Annotated in this window: 20 protein-coding genes; 9 read left to right on the plus strand and 11 right to left on the minus strand. The window is 67.2% G+C overall.

Translation table 11 applies throughout. From position 1 onward, the window contains the following. The coding region (locus AC5P9I_RS12235) for a transposase (RefSeq protein ID WP_495217362.1) at window positions 1-238 on the plus strand (238 nt) is incomplete at its 5' end. 90 nt (window positions 239-328) lie between these two features. Beyond that, window positions 329-1,111 (plus strand): 3-hydroxybutyrate dehydrogenase, encoded by a 783-nt coding sequence (locus AC5P9I_RS12240; protein ID WP_187756722.1) that lies wholly within the window; start codon window positions 329-331, stop codon window positions 1,109-1,111. Here AC5P9I_RS12240 and AC5P9I_RS12245 read toward each other — a convergent pair. The 8 genes from AC5P9I_RS12245 to AC5P9I_RS12280 form a co-directional block, all read right to left on the minus strand. Continuing rightward, on the minus strand, window positions 1,108-1,872 hold the full coding sequence (locus tag AC5P9I_RS12245; RefSeq protein WP_187756723.1) for a COG4705 family protein: 765 nt from the start codon (window positions 1,870-1,872) through the stop codon (window positions 1,108-1,110). The genes AC5P9I_RS12240 and AC5P9I_RS12245 overlap by 4 nt on opposite strands. A gap of 97 nt (window positions 1,873-1,969) precedes the next feature. Continuing rightward, a complete protein-coding gene (locus AC5P9I_RS12250; RefSeq protein WP_187756724.1) occupies window positions 1,970-2,347 on the minus strand; it encodes a DUF4180 domain-containing protein in 378 nt (125 codons plus the stop codon). Continuing rightward, window positions 2,340-3,206, minus strand: a complete 867-nt coding sequence (locus tag AC5P9I_RS12255) for an alpha/beta fold hydrolase (RefSeq protein WP_057494065.1) — start codon at window positions 3,204-3,206, stop codon at window positions 2,340-2,342. Before AC5P9I_RS12255 ends, AC5P9I_RS12250 begins: the two co-directional genes overlap by 8 nt. Continuing rightward, window positions 3,203-3,622 carry a helix-turn-helix domain-containing protein gene (locus AC5P9I_RS12260; protein WP_053462754.1) on the minus strand — a complete coding sequence of 140 codons (420 nt, stop codon included), beginning with the start codon at window positions 3,620-3,622 and terminating at the stop codon, window positions 3,203-3,205. Before AC5P9I_RS12260 ends, AC5P9I_RS12255 begins: the two co-directional genes overlap by 4 nt. Window positions 3,623-3,756: 134 nt before the next feature. After that, window positions 3,757-4,215: an SRPBCC family protein gene (locus tag AC5P9I_RS12265; RefSeq protein WP_187756725.1), complete on the minus strand. Its 459-nt coding sequence runs from the start codon at window positions 4,213-4,215 to the stop codon at window positions 3,757-3,759. 2 nt (window positions 4,216-4,217) lie between these two features. Then, the gene (locus AC5P9I_RS12270) at window positions 4,218-4,532 is read right to left on the minus strand and encodes an ArsR/SmtB family transcription factor (RefSeq protein ID WP_005416268.1); all 315 of its coding nucleotides are present in this window, start codon (window positions 4,530-4,532) and stop codon (window positions 4,218-4,220) included. A gap of 11 nt (window positions 4,533-4,543) precedes the next feature. Then, complete coding sequence (locus tag AC5P9I_RS12275; RefSeq protein ID WP_074726020.1) at window positions 4,544-4,999, minus strand: SRPBCC family protein; 456 nt, start codon at window positions 4,997-4,999, stop codon at window positions 4,544-4,546. A gap of 185 nt (window positions 5,000-5,184) precedes the next feature. After that, entirely contained in the window at window positions 5,185-5,640 is a 456-nt protein-coding gene (locus AC5P9I_RS12280) for a MarR family winged helix-turn-helix transcriptional regulator (protein ID WP_187756726.1), read from the minus strand. Between the two features lie 80 nt (window positions 5,641-5,720). Between AC5P9I_RS12280 and AC5P9I_RS12285 the strand changes: the two genes are divergently transcribed. The 3 genes from AC5P9I_RS12285 (at window position 5,721) to AC5P9I_RS12295 (ending at window position 8,120) form a co-directional block, all read left to right on the plus strand. Continuing rightward, window positions 5,721-6,818, plus strand: a complete 1,098-nt coding sequence (locus AC5P9I_RS12285) for an FAD-dependent oxidoreductase (RefSeq protein ID WP_187756727.1) — start codon at window positions 5,721-5,723, stop codon at window positions 6,816-6,818. Between the two features lie 121 nt (window positions 6,819-6,939). Continuing rightward, window positions 6,940-7,527, plus strand: a complete 588-nt coding sequence (locus tag AC5P9I_RS12290; RefSeq protein WP_187756728.1) for a TetR/AcrR family transcriptional regulator — start codon at window positions 6,940-6,942, stop codon at window positions 7,525-7,527. Between the two features lie 92 nt (window positions 7,528-7,619). Further along, window positions 7,620-8,120 carry a hypothetical protein gene (locus tag AC5P9I_RS12295; RefSeq protein ID WP_049471238.1) on the plus strand — a complete coding sequence of 167 codons (501 nt, stop codon included), beginning with the start codon at window positions 7,620-7,622 and terminating at the stop codon, window positions 8,118-8,120. Between the two features lie 11 nt (window positions 8,121-8,131). On the opposite strand, the gene AC5P9I_RS12300 is transcribed toward AC5P9I_RS12295, so the two are convergent. The 3 genes from AC5P9I_RS12300 to ftrA all read right to left on the minus strand — a co-directional run bounded on the left by AC5P9I_RS12300 (window position 8,132) and on the right by ftrA (window position 10,237). Beyond that, window positions 8,132-8,599, minus strand: coding sequence for a chemotaxis protein CheW (locus AC5P9I_RS12300; RefSeq protein ID WP_049471240.1), 468 nt, complete (start codon window positions 8,597-8,599; stop codon window positions 8,132-8,134). 107 nt (window positions 8,600-8,706) lie between these two features. Continuing rightward, the gene (locus AC5P9I_RS12305; protein ID WP_049471242.1) at window positions 8,707-9,141 is read right to left on the minus strand and encodes a BLUF domain-containing protein; all 435 of its coding nucleotides are present in this window, start codon (window positions 9,139-9,141) and stop codon (window positions 8,707-8,709) included. 94 nt (window positions 9,142-9,235) lie between these two features. Continuing rightward, window positions 9,236-10,237, minus strand: coding sequence for a transcriptional regulator FtrA (ftrA, locus tag AC5P9I_RS12310; protein ID WP_049471244.1), 1,002 nt, complete (start codon window positions 10,235-10,237; stop codon window positions 9,236-9,238). A 426-nt stretch (window positions 10,238-10,663) separates the two neighbouring features. Between ftrA and AC5P9I_RS12315 the strand changes: the two genes are divergently transcribed. The 4 genes from AC5P9I_RS12315 (at window position 10,664) to AC5P9I_RS12330 (ending at window position 15,416) form a co-directional block, all read left to right on the plus strand. Continuing rightward, window positions 10,664-13,240, plus strand: a complete 2,577-nt coding sequence (locus AC5P9I_RS12315) for a TonB-dependent receptor plug domain-containing protein (protein ID WP_049471245.1) — start codon at window positions 10,664-10,666, stop codon at window positions 13,238-13,240. A gap of 83 nt (window positions 13,241-13,323) precedes the next feature. Next, window positions 13,324-13,905 carry an FMN reductase gene (gene msuE / locus AC5P9I_RS12320; protein WP_049471246.1) on the plus strand — a complete coding sequence of 194 codons (582 nt, stop codon included), beginning with the start codon at window positions 13,324-13,326 and terminating at the stop codon, window positions 13,903-13,905. Between the two features lie 156 nt (window positions 13,906-14,061). Further along, entirely contained in the window at window positions 14,062-14,424 is a 363-nt protein-coding gene (locus AC5P9I_RS12325) for a DUF3088 family protein (RefSeq protein WP_049471349.1), read from the plus strand. A gap of 14 nt (window positions 14,425-14,438) precedes the next feature. After that, window positions 14,439-15,416, plus strand: coding sequence for an MsnO8 family LLM class oxidoreductase (locus tag AC5P9I_RS12330; protein WP_049471248.1), 978 nt, complete (start codon window positions 14,439-14,441; stop codon window positions 15,414-15,416). The last annotated feature ends 11 nt before the right edge of the window (window positions 15,417-15,427 follow it).

Genomic DNA, 15,427 nt, shown 5'->3' on the forward strand with positions numbered 1-15,427 from the left:
AAGTGGCACCTGGCAGGGCCAACGGCGGATCAGTGGTGGGCGCGCGGTGGTACGCGAAGCCCTTTACATGGCGGCCCTGACGGCCATCCGGTACGAGCCAAGACTGCGCGCGTTTTACGCTGGCCTGAAGGCCAAGGGCAAGGCGAGCAAGGTGGCGCTCGTGGCGGTCATGCGCAAAATGCTGGTGATCCTCAACGCCCGTAAGCGGGACGCCGAGGTGGCCCTCGGCTGCCCCTGACAAGACAGTTGCTACTGGAAGCGCGGCAGTCACGTGTGGCGTGGATCTGCGGGGCTACACTGGTTGCCTGTACTTCATGGAAGCTCACCCATGTTCAGTGGAAAGGTTGCGGTGGTTACCGGCTCCACCAGTGGTATCGGTCTTGGCATTGCCACCGCGCTGGCCGGGCAAGGGGCCGACATCGTGTTGAATGGCTTCGGCGATGCGGCGGAGATCGAACGCACCCGTGCCCGCCTGGAAGCCGAGTTCGGCGTACGGGTGGTGCATGACGGTGCCGACCTGTCCAAGGGCGAGGCGGTGCGAGGGATGATCGACCACGCCGTCGCGACGATGGGGCGCATCGACATTCTGGTGAACAATGCTGGCATCCAGCACACCGCCTCGATCGAGGAGTTCCCCGTCGAGAAGTGGGATGCGATCCTGGCGCTGAATCTCTCGGCGGTGTTCCATGCAACGGCGGCGGCCCTGCCGCACATGAAGCAGCAGGGCGCCGGCCGCATCATCAACATTGCGTCGGTGCACGGGTTGGTGGGCTCGGTGAACAAGTCGGCCTACGTGGCGGCCAAGCATGGCGTGGTGGGGTTCACCAAGGTGACCGCGCTGGAGAATGCGGGCACCGGCATTACCGCCAATGCGATCTGTCCGGGCTGGGTGCGGACGGCGCTGGTCGAGCAGCAGATCACCGCGTTGGCCGAGCGCGAAGGCACGGATCAGGAGTCGGCCGCGCGTGCGCTGCTGGCTGAGAAGCAGCCGTCGTTGCAGTTCGTGACGCCCGAGCAGCTGGGTGAGATGGTGGTGTTCCTGGCTTCGGACGCGGCGGCGCAGATCACCGGAGCGGCGCTACCGGTGGATGGGGGCTGGACGGCGCGCTAGCTGGCTGGCTGCGCCTTGCGCTGCAGCATCGGTAGTGCCACCAGTGTGGCGAGTATGGTGAACAACACCAGCGACGAGCCGACCGTGCCGAAGCCCAGGCCGCCCTTTTCCAGCGGCTTGGTGAGCAGGTCGCCGAAGGTGGCGCCGAACGGGCGGGTGAGCACGAAGGCGATCCAGAACAGGATGACCCGGTTGATGCCCTTGATGCGGCTGGCCAGTGCGGTGAACGCGATGAGGCTGCCGATCAGCAGTGCGCCGCCAGTGAAGCCCAGCCCGGAATCGTCGGCGAGGAAGTCGCCCAGTGCGGTGCCGAGCGTGTTGGAGAACAGCACGGCGGTCCAGTAGAAGCCTTCAGCGCGGCGCGATGCGATGTTGCTGACCGAGATCGACTTTTCCGACATGCGCCAGGCCAGCAGCACCAGCGCCAGGCAGCCGGCCAGCAGGCTGGCGCCGGTGGCGTAGCCCAGGCCGAGCGTGCGGTCGAGCAGGTCGGACATGGTAGTGCCGGCGGTACTGGTGGCCAGCACCACCGACCAGAACAGCACCGGGTGGAAGCGCCGCGCCGACAGCTGCGCGCCCAGCAGGACGGCAAAGATCGCCAGCAGGATGGCCGAGCTGGCCACGTAGCCCAGGTTGAGCGTCATCGACAGCAGGTCGCCGGCGGTCTCGCCGAGGGTGGTGGCGGCGATCTTCATCACCCAGAAGCCGAGGGTGACCGCCGCCACTTTGCTGTGCAGGGAGTCTGCGTCTGAAGCACTCATGGAACGTCGCCTGGGGAGCCTGCGGGCGATGCTGTGGCGGCGGGCGTCGGAGCGCGGTCGGAACCGGGTTCGGTGAGGGTGAGTGTGGGGCTGGCGTTCAGCCCGCGCTGGCCGAGACCGACAGGCGGGCCAGCAGGGCATCCCAGTCGGCCACGAAGCAGCCGTCGCGGCCGCGGTTGCATTCGGTGATCCACGCGTCCAGCGATTCGCTCTGTGCGCGGTAGGCGCTGACATCGCCCAGTACGGCGAAGTGCAGGCGGTAGTTCACCAGCATCTGCAGCCACTGCCCGGCCATGCCGGAGCGCAGCTCGAAGAAGTCTGGAGAGAGGCGTTGCACCGGAATGGCGATCCACTCGGCCTGGTGCCCGAGGGCATCGCCGACCAGGTCGCGCAGGGCGTTGGCATCGAGTGTCGGGCCCTGCGGCGCGATGCGCAGGAGACGGATGGTGCCGATGTACTCAATGGAATCATTCATGCCGGAGGCTCTGCAGTCGACGCAGCCGGGCGAGGATGTCTTCGCGCAGGCCGGGGATGTAGTGGTAGGCGTCTGCCAGCAGGGTGACGTCCGCCGTCGGGACGAGCCGTTTCATGCGTTCGGCGGCGGCAGGGGTATCGATGAGGGCATCACGCGCGCCCATGACAAGGGCTGCCGGTGGATGCAACGTAGCCAAGCGCTCGTCGCTGATGCGGGGAATGCGCAGCGGACGTGGCCGGACCTCGGCACGGATCAATGCCAGCAGGTCGAGCAGCGGCTGCGCACGTGCAGGTGCACGCAGTGGCGCGGGGCCCATGACCGCACGGCGCAGGCGCTCACGCCCCCATCGGCCAAGCAGCAACAGTGGGAGCGCCTTGAGCAGGAATGCACGCTGGCGCCCGATACCCGAGGGGCTGACCAGAACCAGTGCGTTAACCCGGGCAGGCCTTCGCAACGCGTAATCCATTGCCAGGAAACCGCCGAACGACAGGCCCACGAATGCAGCGCTTTCCACGCCGAGTGCGTCGAGGACATCATCCAGCCATTGCGCATGCGCATCGCTGTCCAGCGCAGGTTGCGTGCCTTCGCTGAGACCCGGTTCGCCAATGATGTCGACGGCATGCACGCGGTAGTACTCGCTCCAACGTGCGGCATCGAACATCCAGCTGGCGGCATTGCTGAGGGTGCCATGCAGCAGCACCAGGGCAGGGCCGTGTTCGGGGCCGCAGCTGACCACAAATGTCGAACCGGCGCGGGTGGCGAGATGGTGCGATTCGTGTGGTACCGGCCAGTCCGAAAGCACCTGGCGGTAGGCGGCAAGTACGCGCTGGGTGGGAATGCCGGGGCGCTGCCGCTTCATGCGCTGCGGTCCTGCAGCAGACGCTGCAGGCTGACCAGCAGTGCCGTGGAACCTGCCAGGCCACCGATCACGATCAGCTTGAGCACATCGTGCTCAGGCGAATAGATCGTCTCCATGCGCAGCGGCTCATCGTCGGCCTCGCGGCCGGTGACGCGCGCATGCAGGGCACGGACCAGGTCGGCGGCACGTGCCGCACCGCATCCGGGAATATCCACCACCGTGGTCATCTGTGGGCGCGCAGCGGAGGGCTCACGCACGGTGCCGGTGAACATGTCGAGGTCTTCAGCGGTGATGCGATAGGACTTGCCGATGCGGGTCGCGCGCAATTGGCCGCTACGGATATGCCGCAGGACGGTTTTGGGGTGCAGGCTGAGCTGCTGAGCAGCCTGTTCGACGGTTAGCAACGCGGGGGACATATCGGAACTCGAGAACCATGTGCTACCTATTGTTCCATGAAATTCAATTTTTGGGAGTGATTGGGTATTGGGCGGCGGCGGCGACCGGGGGCCGTCTGCCCGGTGCCGCTCGCGCGGGCCAACCATCCCGACGGCTACGCTGGCTTCGCAAACACATCCAAGCCTTTGCCCGTCTCCAGCAGCGACTTCAGGCTGGACAGCACGATCGGCCAGCCCTGGCGGATGCCGGTATCCATGCCGCTGCCCGGTTCCAGCTCTTCATGGTTTACCGTCAGCCGCACCATGTCCTGGTAGGGCACGATGTCGAAGGTGACCCGGCTGTAGGCAGCGGGGTTGTCGGCCTGCGAGGCGGCGGCCCAGGTGATGACCAGCCGCGAGGGTGGCGTGCTTTCCACCACTTCGCCGACCAGCTCGACCGAGCGCGTTTCGTTGGCACGCACATGCTGCCACCGCGAGCCGGGCTTCCAGTCCGAGACGTTCTCGTGGCCCCAGTAGCGGCTGGCGATCTCGGGGCGGGTGATGGCCTCGAACACCTTCTGTGGCGTGGACGCGATATAGATCACGTGGATGAAGCGGGTAGTCTCTGCGGACATCGTCATTCTCCTTCCAGTTCGCGTTTCAGGTCATGCAGCAGGCTGAGGCGCTGCTGCTCGAACTTGCGTACCCAGCGCTCGTAGACTTCATGCAGCGGCACCGGGTTGATGAAGTGCAGCTTCTCGCGGCCGCGGCGTACGGTGCTGATGAGGTTGGCGTCTTCCAGCAGGCCCAGGTGCTGGGTGACCGATTGCCGGGCCATGTCCAGGTGTTCGCACAGCTGGCCCAGCGTCTGGCCGTTGTCCTCGCAGAGCAGGTCGAGCAGCGTCCTGCGCGTAGGGTCGGCCAAGGCCTTGAACACCTTGTCTGCATTCATGCGGGATGTCTTCAGTTCCAGTTGTCGATCCTGATGTCGTGCGGGTTGGGCTGGCCCTTGCCGGTTTCCAGTAGGGCCTTGAGGCTCATCAGGAACACCGCCCACTTGGTGCTGCAGTGGGAGGTGAACTCCACGCGTTCCTTCCAGCCTTCGTGGGTGAACAGCACGATGCAGTAGTCGCCTTCCTGCTTCAGTGCGAAACGCGCATGCGTGCCGATCCACTCGGCGGGGCCGGCGAGGAACTTCCAGAGCACCAGCTCGCCGGGAATGAGCTGTTCCAGCTGCATTTCCATGGCGCCGATTTCCTGGCCGTTGTTGGTGAAACGGACCTTGACCGTGCCGCCGGTCTCACGGTCGCCGTGGGTGTCTTCAGCCCACCAGGCCGCCACGCCTTCGGGGGTGGCCAGGGCCCGGTGCACCTGGCTTGCGGGGGCCTTGATGCCGACCCGGTGTGCGATATCCACCATTGCAGGTTCCTCGCGATGGGCAGGCAGGCGCCGCCCTTGGGACGGACTATATGCAGGTAAATGCCTGCATGTCAAATCCAGCCCATGGCGTTGCGACCGTGGTAGTGCCGGCCACTGGCCGGCATGCCAGTGGCGTTGGGTGACTGCAGTTGCCGGCCAGCGGCCGGCACTACCGGGGCGATGCGTCAGCTCTCCGCGTCCTGCAAGGCGGCATGCAGTTTGTCCGTGATGCGCTGCAGGGCGGCCAGATCATCGGCGGAGAGATGGTCGAGAAAGTACTGGCGGACGCCGGCGACGTGCACCGGCCGTGCCGCGCGCAGCTGTGCGTGACCTTCTTCGGTCATGCGGATCAGCACGACGTTGTCGCTGTCGGTATCGCGCTCGATCAGCCCGCGCCCGGCCATGCGGGTCAGCTGGTGCGAGAGGCGCGTCTTGTCCCATTCCAGGTAGTCCAGCAGTTCGCGCTGGCGGCGGCAGCGATCCTTGGCCTGGCTCAACTCCATCAGCACGATGAAGTCCGCTTTGGATAGGCCTGTGCTGCGGGTGATGTCCTGGACGATGCGGCCGGTGGTGATCTCGGCCATGCGCCGGAAGCCGCGCCAGGCGGCCCATTCGTCGGGGGTGATGCGGGGAGAGCTCATGGCCCCACGTTGCCGCGACAGGGTTGACATGTCAACAACTCAAGTCTACGGTTGACGTGTCAACTAATCTGGATCGCGCCATGCAACCCCCTTCCCGCATCGCCATCATCGGCGCAGGCCCCGCTGGCCTGACCGCTGCGCTGATCCTGCATCGCGGCGGCCACCGCGTGCGCGTGTACGAGGGCGAAGCGTCCGGGCAGCAGCGCACGCAGGGCGGCACGCTGGATCTGCACGACGATTCCGGCCAGGTGGCGCTGCAGCGCGCGGGCCTGCTGGAGGCTTTCCGCGCAGTGGCGCGCCACGAGGGGCAGGAGGCGCGAACGGGCGACCCGTGGTCCGGGGTGATCACCACCGGTGGGTTCGGGCCGGAAGGGAGCAAGGACAAGCCAGAGATCGACCGTGGCGATCTGCGCCAACTGCTGATGGATGCGCTGCCGGCGGACGCGGTGCAGTGGGGCCACCGCCTGACCGAGCTCGTCCCTGCACAGGCGGGCGGCCACCGCCTGCGCTTCGCCAACGGCGTGGAGCACGAGGCGGACATCGTGATCGGTGCCGATGGCGCGTGGTCGAAAGTGCGCGCGGCGTTGAGTGCGTGCCAGCCGCTGCCAACCGGCATTACCTTTTTCGAGGGTTGGATCGAGCGGCCAGCAGCCGACATCGCAGCGATGGTCGGGCAGGGCAGCCTGTTCTGCTTTGGCGGCGAGGAGGCCCTGTTCGTGCAACGCAACAGCCGTGATCGGCTCTGCGTGTATGCGGCGCTGAAGCGCTCCTCCGAGTGGCTCGATGCACGGATCGCGCAGCACGGCATGCGGACGCTGGTGACAGGCAGCTATGCCGGGTGGGCCCCGAATCTTCGGCGCGTGCTGGAGGCCTGCACGGACTTCGTGCGGCGGCCGATCTACAGCCTGCCGGCGGATTTCCGCTGGACCCCGCGCGATGGCGTGACCCTGGTCGGTGATGCGGCGCATCTGATGCCGCCAGTGGGCGTGGGCGTGAACCTGGCGATGCTGGACGCGTCGGATGTGGCGATGGCGTTGTGTGCGCAGCCGGATGCGATCAGCGCCCTCCGTGAAGCGGAAGCGCTGGTCTGCGAACGCGCCCGCGCGCTGATGCCGGATGCGATCGAGGGGTTCCAGCGCTGGTTCATTACCGACGAGGCTGCTGACGGCGGTTGCTGACCGCTTCACTGGCAATCGACCGGTTGCCGCGGCGCCGAAGTCGTGCGAATGCGGTGCCGGGCTTTCCGCGCGAACTCCCGGGGGCTTGACAGACGAATCTACCAACTAGTAGATTGAACGCATGAAGGAATCGCTCTCGCCCAAGGCCCAGGAAATCCTGGCCCACGCCCGTGCGCTGCTGGAAGCCGGTGGCTACAACGGCTTCAGCTACGCCGACGTGTCGGCGCGGGTGAACATCAGCAAGGCCAGCATCCATCACCACTTCCCCAGCAAGGCGGACCTGGTGCGCACGGTGGTCGAGCTGTACCGGGCCGAGGCGCGCGAGGGCCTGGCGCTGCTGGATCGCCAGCTCGACGATCCGCTGCAGGAACTCAACGCGTATGTGGAGTACTGGTCCAGCTGTATTGCAGGGGGGACGTCCTCGTTCTGCATCTGCGCGATGCTGGCAGCCGAGGCGCCGATGATTCCGCCGGAAATTGCCGAGGAAGTGCGTGGGCATTTCGAGGACCTGAGCGGCTGGCTGGCCCTCACCCTGGAAAAGGGTGCGGAGCTTGGGCAACTACGGCTGCAGGGTTCAGCGGCGGACGAGGCCAAGGCCTTCATGTCATCGGTGCATGGCGCGATGCTGGCCGCGCGCGGTTTCGGTGACGCGGCGACCTTTGCTGCGCTGGCACGGCTGGCCATCGCGCGGGTGAGCGCGGCGACCTGAGCGATGTGTGGTGGGCCTGCGGCGACGCGGGCCTTCTTTTTGAGTCCAATGCCTACCTACTAGTAGGTTCATACTGTTCCGGAGATATGTCCATGTCGCACCCTCTGTCCACGCTCGGCGTGATCCATACCGCTGTCAGCCTGATCCCGGTGTTGAGCGGCCTGTATGCCTTCATCCGCCACCGCGCAATCGATCCCGTCACGCGCGCGGGCAAGCTGTACTTGGTGGGGCTGGTGCTGTCGGTGGCCACCTCGTTCACCGTCTCCAGCACCGGGGGGCTCAATCCGGGCCACGCGTTCGGGGTGGTCGTGCTGCTGGTGGCATTCGGCGGCGTGCTGGCCGCGCGGCTGCGCTGGCTGGGGCGCGCCGCGCGTTACCTGTCGACCTTCGCACTGTCGTTCAGCTTCCTGCTCTCGTTGGTGCCCGGCGTCAACGAAACGCTGACCCGCTTGCCGGCAGCGCATCCGATTGCAGCGGCGCCGATGGCCCCGGTGGTGCTGCACACCCTGCTGGCCTGCCTGGTGGTGTTCGTGATCGGCTTTGCCGCGCAGTGCTGGAGGCTGCGAAACCGTGCCTTGGCAGGACGATCCTGAGACGCCGCCGGTCACCCCTGCGTGGCGAGTGCGGCCAGCAGTGCCACCGGTTCGATCAGTGCAGCCGAGCGTGCCGGGTCAAGTTGAATGTGCCCGCTGCAGAAGCCGAACGATTGGCCCGCGGCACGCTCGGGGACGCGTGCGGTCGCGTCGGGTGCCTCAATCTCCAGCACTTCATCCACGGCCAGCGCCAGGGGGGCGGTGCCGGCGTTGATCAACAGCATGGCCGGGCTGCCACCCTCGAATGCCGGTTGGCCGCTCATGCGGCGCAGGTCGACGACGGGTAACGGTTGCCCACGGACCTCCAGGGTCGCCCTGCCATGGAGGTCTGCAGGGCCGAATCTCTCCGGACCGCGAATTTCGACCGCCGCCTGGACGTCGATGGCGAACAGGACGGTGCCTGCACGCACGACGATGACCTCGAACAGGTCGGCAGGCGATGCGCGTGTTTCCGTTGCAGGGTGGGCGGGTACGGGCATGCGATGGGCGTGGCGAAGACGATGGGAAGGGGGATCTGGATGATGACGCCTGAACGCAGCGCGCGGCCGCGGCGGCGTGCGCGTGCAAGGCGACGGTTCAGTGTGTATCAGGCGTTTGCGGGTGGCGCGCCGACGCTGCCGACGCGTGGAAAATGCGGACGGAGCAGGCCGACGAGCTGGTCCATGCCCGGGATGGCGTGGCCGAACTCGTCCCAGCGCGCATTCACCAGGCCGGACACCACGATCTGCCCGGTCTCGATGTGGGTCATCGCCCAGTACGGAACGGCACGCGCGCTGATGGCCATGTCCAGTACCGGGGCGACGGCCGCGTGCGAACGGCTGTCCTGGATGCGGCGCCTGACCGCCGCCAGGCCGTCGGGCGGGCCTTCGATGTACTGGAAAAACCGCTGCCCGTCGACGATCAGCGCACCGGTAACGTCCACCCGGCGATTGAACGCGGCAGATTGCAAGACGATCTGGCGGAGGGCGTGATTGGACAGCCCAGCCGACATGCGGCTGGAGTAAGCAAATGCATGGAGCATGGAAGGGGCTTCTTGTGACGCACGTCACTATACGCACGCAAGCCCGCACCGTCGTGAGGCTTTGCTCACGCCACGCCTTGCACCGCGCGCTGGGTCAACAGCCCACCAGGCGGTCGGCACCGAGACCGCTGCGGTGCTGGTTGCGGTACTCGGCAGGACTGGCGTCGACCTGGCCGCGGAAGTGCCGGCGGAAGGATTCCTGCGAGCCGAAGCCGGCCTGCTCGGCGATCCACTGCAGCGGCCGGTCGGTGGTTTCCAGCAGCTCGCGCGCGAAGGCCACGCGTTCGCGGATCAGCCAGTCGATCGGCGACAGGCCGGTGGCTTCCAGGAACTGCCGCTGCAGGGTGCGCTGGCTGAGGGCCGCCTGCTCGGCGAGGCTGCCGAGCGAGTGCGGCTCGCGCAGGTTGCGGCGCATCCATTCCATCAGTTTCGCCAGCCGCGTGGGCTCGCCGTGGGGAATGGCGCGGCTGACGCGCTGGCTGCGCCCGGCGTCGCGCCACGGCGCCAGCACCAGCCGTTCGGCCACCAGGTTGGCCACGCGCGCGCCGTAATCCTTGCGCACCATGTGCAGCATCATGTCCATGCCGGTGGCCGAGCCGGCCGAAGTGATGATGCTACCGGTATCCACGTACAGCACATCCTCGCGCACATCGATGCGCGGGAAGTCGCGTGCGAGTGCTTCGGTGAGGCGCCAGTGCGTGGTGGCCTGGCGGCCATCGAGCAGCCCTGCCCAGGCCAGCACGAAGGCACCGGAGCAGATCGAGGTGATGCGCGCGCCACGGGCATGCGCACGGACGAGTGCATCGAGCAGCGCCTGTGGCGGACGTTCGCTGGGCTCGCGCCAGCCGGGGATGACGATGATGTCGGCGTCATCGACCGTGCTGAGATCGTAGGGCAGCTGCACCTGCGCATTACCGAGCATGCGCAGCGCGCCGGGCTCGCCCGCGCACAGCTGGGTGCGGTACCAGGCCACGCCGAGTTCCGGCCGCACCGGCGCGAACAGGCCAACCGCGCAGCCGAACTCGAACAGCCCCTGGCCGTGGCAGGCGACGATGGCGACGAGCGGTGCGCTGGGATCGGCGGAGGGGCTGGGCATGGCTAGATGCTACGGGTGGCGGTGCGCGGCGCTGAGTGGCGCGCGGGCATGAGGTGATGCCTGTGGAGCATGTGCACGAGGGGCATTCCTGGCTAGGGGCGCCCGACGGGGGTAGGGTCGACTGTTAGCCGACTATCGCGCGCAGCGCGGGCTTCTAGGCGGTATCGCCAACAGCAGTCGACTAACAGTCGACTCTACCCCGTCGGTTGCCGACCGCCGCCGGTCGCCCACCACCCGCCGCACATCATCCAACCTCGATTGCCCATCGCCGTGCCATGCGCGTGCCCTGCAGGCCTGCCTAACGTCATTACCAGCAATCATGTGGCTGGCCGGATATGACGGTTGGGTGACGCGATCCCGCCTGTTGCCGCGGGTGAACAGGCCCTTGAATGGAAGCGTGTTTCCGGCCCACCCCCACGAGCCCCCATGCCTGCCGCCCACGCCCCTGTCCTGAGCACCCTTGCTGTCCTGATCGCTGCCGTTCTGGCCGCATCGCCTGGCCACGCGGCCGAAGCCGATGCCGATCCCGCTGCCACCGCCGCGACAGCCAACGTGGCTGCGTCCACGCTGGATGCGGTGGTGGTGACCGGTTCGCGTACCAGCACGCGCACCGTGAAGAACAGCTCCACGCCGATCGATGTGATCTCTGCCGAAGACCTGGCCGCCACCGGCCAGGCGAACCTGCTGGAAGCGCTGCAACGTGCGCTGCCGTCGCTGAGCCAGATCGGCGGCTACCAGAGCGACCAGGAGAGCCTGATCCGTGGCTACCAGCTGCGCAACCTGTCACCGGGCTACACGCTGGTGCTGGTGAACGGCAAGCGCCGCAATGCCAGCGCGTACGTGAGTGGGGCCAACGGCGGCGGCTTTCCGGGCCACGCCTGGGCCGACCTGGCGCTGATCCCGGTGTCGGCCATCGACCATGTGGAAGTGCTGCGCGATGGTGCGTCGGCCATCTATGGCTCGGACGCGATCACCGGCGTGGTCAACGTGATCCTGAAGTCGCAGGCGCATGGCGGTGACCTGTCGGTTGAGAGCGGGCAGAGCATCGATGGCGACGGTTCGCGTACCAGTGTGCGCGCCAACGTCGGCCTGCCATGGGGCCAGGACGGCTTCGTCAATCTGTCCGGTGAAACCACCCGCCAGCATCATGCGATCCGCAGCCGCCGCTACATCGACGGTTACCTGAGCTACCCGGCGGTGGATGCCAATGGCAATCGGGTGGCGTTGCGCCCGAACAACCGGTTGCCCGCGGGTGCGTCGCCGAACCCGGCCGAGGCCAGCCGCGATGCGGAGGCCAACATCATCCTCAGCTCGCCGTCGTACGCGTTGAAGGCCTTCGCAGTGAATGCGGGCCATGGCCTGGGCGAGCGCGCGCAGTTCTACGCCAACGCCACGGCCAGCGATCGCACCGCGCAGGCGATCCAGAACTTCCGCCTGCCGGCGACCATCTTCACCACCTACAAGGCGCCCGGGGTGCTGAGCGTGTTTCCCGATGGCTTCCTGCCCGTGTTGGAAACCAAGGAGAAGCAGTACACCGGCACTGCGGGCGTGAAAGGGCAGGTGGCAGGCTGGGACTACGACGCCAGCCTGACCGGCAACCGCAGCACGGTGCGCACCTATACCCGCAACTCGGTGAACTACTCGTTGCCGTACCCCGGATCGCCCACCGACTTCTATGACGGCAAGCTGGACTACCAGCAGGGCATCGCCAACCTGGACCTGCGCCGGGGCTTCGAGGTGGCCGCCTTTGCGTCACCGCTGGAAGTGAGCGCAGGCGCCGAGTACCAGCACGAACAGTACGAACGCGGGGCCGGGCAGTGGGAGTCGTACACCGGCTTCGGCGCCGCCGCGTTCGTGGGCTACTCCACCGCCGATGCGGTGAAGGCGACGCGCAACAGCAAGGCGGTCTATGTGGGCGCGGCGAGCAACATCACCTCGCGCTGGTATCTGGATGCGGCTGCACGCTGGGAAGATCATTCCGACTTCGGCAGCGTGTCCACCGGCCGCCTGACCACGCGCTTCGACTTCACCGACGCGTTGGGTGTACGCGCGACGGTCAGCAATGGTTTCCATGCGCCCAGCCTCGGCGCGCAGTACTACCAGGCCACCGGCAGCTGCCCGTGCGGTACCACGCTGGTGGCGCAGGTGTCTTCGCCGGCGGCGATTGCGCTGGGTGCCACGCCGCTGAAGCCGGAGAAAGCCACCAACTACAGCCTGGGCGTGACCTGGGACCCGAGCCCTGCGTTCCACCTGGCGGTGGATGCCTACCAGATCGACATCCGCGGCCAGCTCGGCCAGTCCAGCCAGATCGGTTACAACGCGCAGGACCCGGCGCGCATCACCGACAACAGCGGTACGGTGTTGAGTGCGGCGCAGAAGAACACCATCGATGCGCTGCTGGGTTCCGCCGGCATCAGCATCCTGCCGGGTGATGCGTTCTACGCCAGCTACTTCACCAATGTGGGCAATACCCGCACACGCGGTGTCGAGCTGACCCTGGAAGCCAACCAGGACACCGCGTGGGGCAAGCTGCGCTGGAGCTACGCGGCCAACGTCGGGCGTACCACCATCCAGAAGGTGAGCGACATTCCGGCGGCGCTGCAGGGGCTGCCGAACATCAACCTGCTGACCAAGAGCAGCGAATACGCGCTGCGCTTCCGCACGCCCAGCTACACCCAGGTGGCGGGCTTGGGCTGGCAGAACGGGCGCTGGCGCTCGAACCTGGATTTCACCTACTACGGACCGATCAAGCGCCTGAACAACGGCGTGGAGTACAAGCAGCCGCCGGTGCTGGTGACCAATCTCTCCGGCGCCGTGGAGCTGGGCGCAGGCTGGAGTGCGGCGCTGGGCATCAACAACGTGTTCGACAAGCGCACGCGCAAGGTGCCCGCGTATGCACGCAGTGCCACCGATGTGGCGAGCATCGAGACGACCTGGGATTCGGGCGATGTGCTGAGCCGGATCGGGGCGTTCTGGTACGGGCGGATCAACTACCGGTTCTGAGGCGGGAAGCAGCCGGGCATGGCTCGGCTCTACATAACGCGAAAGGCGGCCGGACAGGGTCCGCCATCATCGAGGAGCAGTTCATGTCTTCTGCATTGAGGGTGGTTGCATTGGTGGGCTCACCGGCCAGTTCGGCGACATCGCGCACGCTGCTGCTGGTGCGGCATCTGCTGGCGTCGCTGCAGCAGCGGGTGCACGCCAGCGTGGAGCGGGTGGAGCTGGCGCCGATCGCCCGCTCGCTGGGGCAGTCGTTGTCGCGCGATGAAGCGGAGCCGGCGGTGGAGCAGGCGCTGCAGACCATCGAGGGCGCCGGCCTGCTGGTGGTGGCCGCGCCGGTGTACCGCGGATCGTACCCGGGACTGTTCAAGCACCTGGTCGACTTCATCGGGCTGGAGGCGCTGGTGGATACACCGGTGCTGCTGGCCGCGACCGGGGGCAGCGAGCGCCATGCGCTGGTGATCGACCACCAGTTGCGGCCGTTGTTCAGTTTCCTGCAGGCGCACACGCTGCCGATCGGGGTGTATGCCACGCCGGCTGACTTCGACGGCGAGCACGTCAGCAGCGCGGCCCTGCAGGCGCGTATCGCGCTGGCGACCGAGCGTGCCGCCGCGCATCTGGCCACGCAGGGACTGGCGCCGCCGACGCCGCTGCGGCGCATTGCCTGAGGCCATAACCGGCGGCGCTTTTCTTATGGCGAAGGCGCATCTGCATGGCCGGATCTGACCGCCGATTGTCGCCAGGCATCGCCGCCGCAACCGCTGGCATCTCTAGCATCGATATCGAAGCGGCATCGCATGGCCGCCCAAGATGAGGACACCCCAGTGACGCTCGACGCAGCAAGCAAACCCATCCTGTTCCTGCTGGACCGCGAGTTCGAGGACGGTCAGATTCCCGGCCAGCGTTTCTTCTGCCGGCACAGCCTGCTGCTGGAAGGTGCGCTGTCGAGCATCGAAGGCCTCGACGCGCAGCTGGACGTACGTCGCATCGGCTTCGCACGGCCGCGTCGCGAGGTGATCGCGGAGATTGGCGAGCAGGACCAGTCGCTGCCGAAGCTGGTGCTGCCGCAGGGCGTGCACAGCGCGCTGGCCAGTGGCGCCCACAAGGATCGCCAGTACGTCTCCGGTGCCGAGCCGATCCTGGCGGCGCTGAACGGGTTGCTCGGCATCCCCGTGGCCCATCCCTGAGCGAGGACGCGTCAATGAGCTACCTGATCAGCGTATTGGACAAGAGCCCGGTGGCCGACGGGGCCTCGCCGGAGCAGGCACTGCGCAACAGCCTGCTGCTGGCGCAGCGCGCCGAGCAGCTGGGCTATCACCGTTACTGGTTTGCCGAACACCACGCCGCGCCGACGCTGGCCAGCCCTGCGCCGGAGGTGCTGGCCGCCTGGGTGCTGGCGCAGACCCGGCGCATCCGCATCGGCAGCGGCGGGGTCATGCTGCGCCACTACGCGCCTTACAAGGTGGCCGAGAACTTCAACCTGCTGGCGGCGTTGGCGCCGGGGCGCGTGGACCTGGGCGTGGGCAAGGCACCCGGCGGCCTGCCGGCATCGACCGCCGCGCTGGCGGCAGGGCGCCCGGCGTTTGCCGACTTCGACCAGCAACTGCGCGATCTGGAAGGCTATCTTTCCGGCGCCGAAAGCGAGGTGCTGGCGCGGCCGGTTCCGCAACAGGCACCGGAGCGGTTCCTGCTGGGTGCCAGTCCGCAGAGCGCGCGGCAGGCGGCCGCGCTGGGCTGGCGCTTCGTGTACGCCGCGCACTTCGATGGTGACCCGAAGCACATCGAGGCCGCGTTCGATGCCTATCGCAGTGCCGCTACGCAGCCCCCGCTGCTGGCCACGGTGGCCTTTGCTGCCCCGACGGCCGAAGCCGCTGCACGTCACATCGGCGCACTGCGCGTCTACAAGCTGCACCTTGGCTCGGGGCAGACGGTGAACCTGCCCAGCCCCGAGGCGGCTGCCGAGTACGCACGCCAGGTGGGCGTGGCGGACTACCGCATCGAGGAAACACGGCCCAGCGTGCTGTCCGGCGATGCGCAACAGGTGCGCGACGAACTGGATGCGCTGCACCGACGCTTCGGCGTGGGCGAGTTCATCCTCGATGCGCCGGTGGCCGACCTCGATGCACGCCTGACATCCCTCGAACTGCTGTCGCCTGCGCCACGCGCGGCGGTGGCCTGACCCGCAGGAGC

The organism is Stenotrophomonas sp. YJH_SMC_29 (assembly GCF_059371235.1).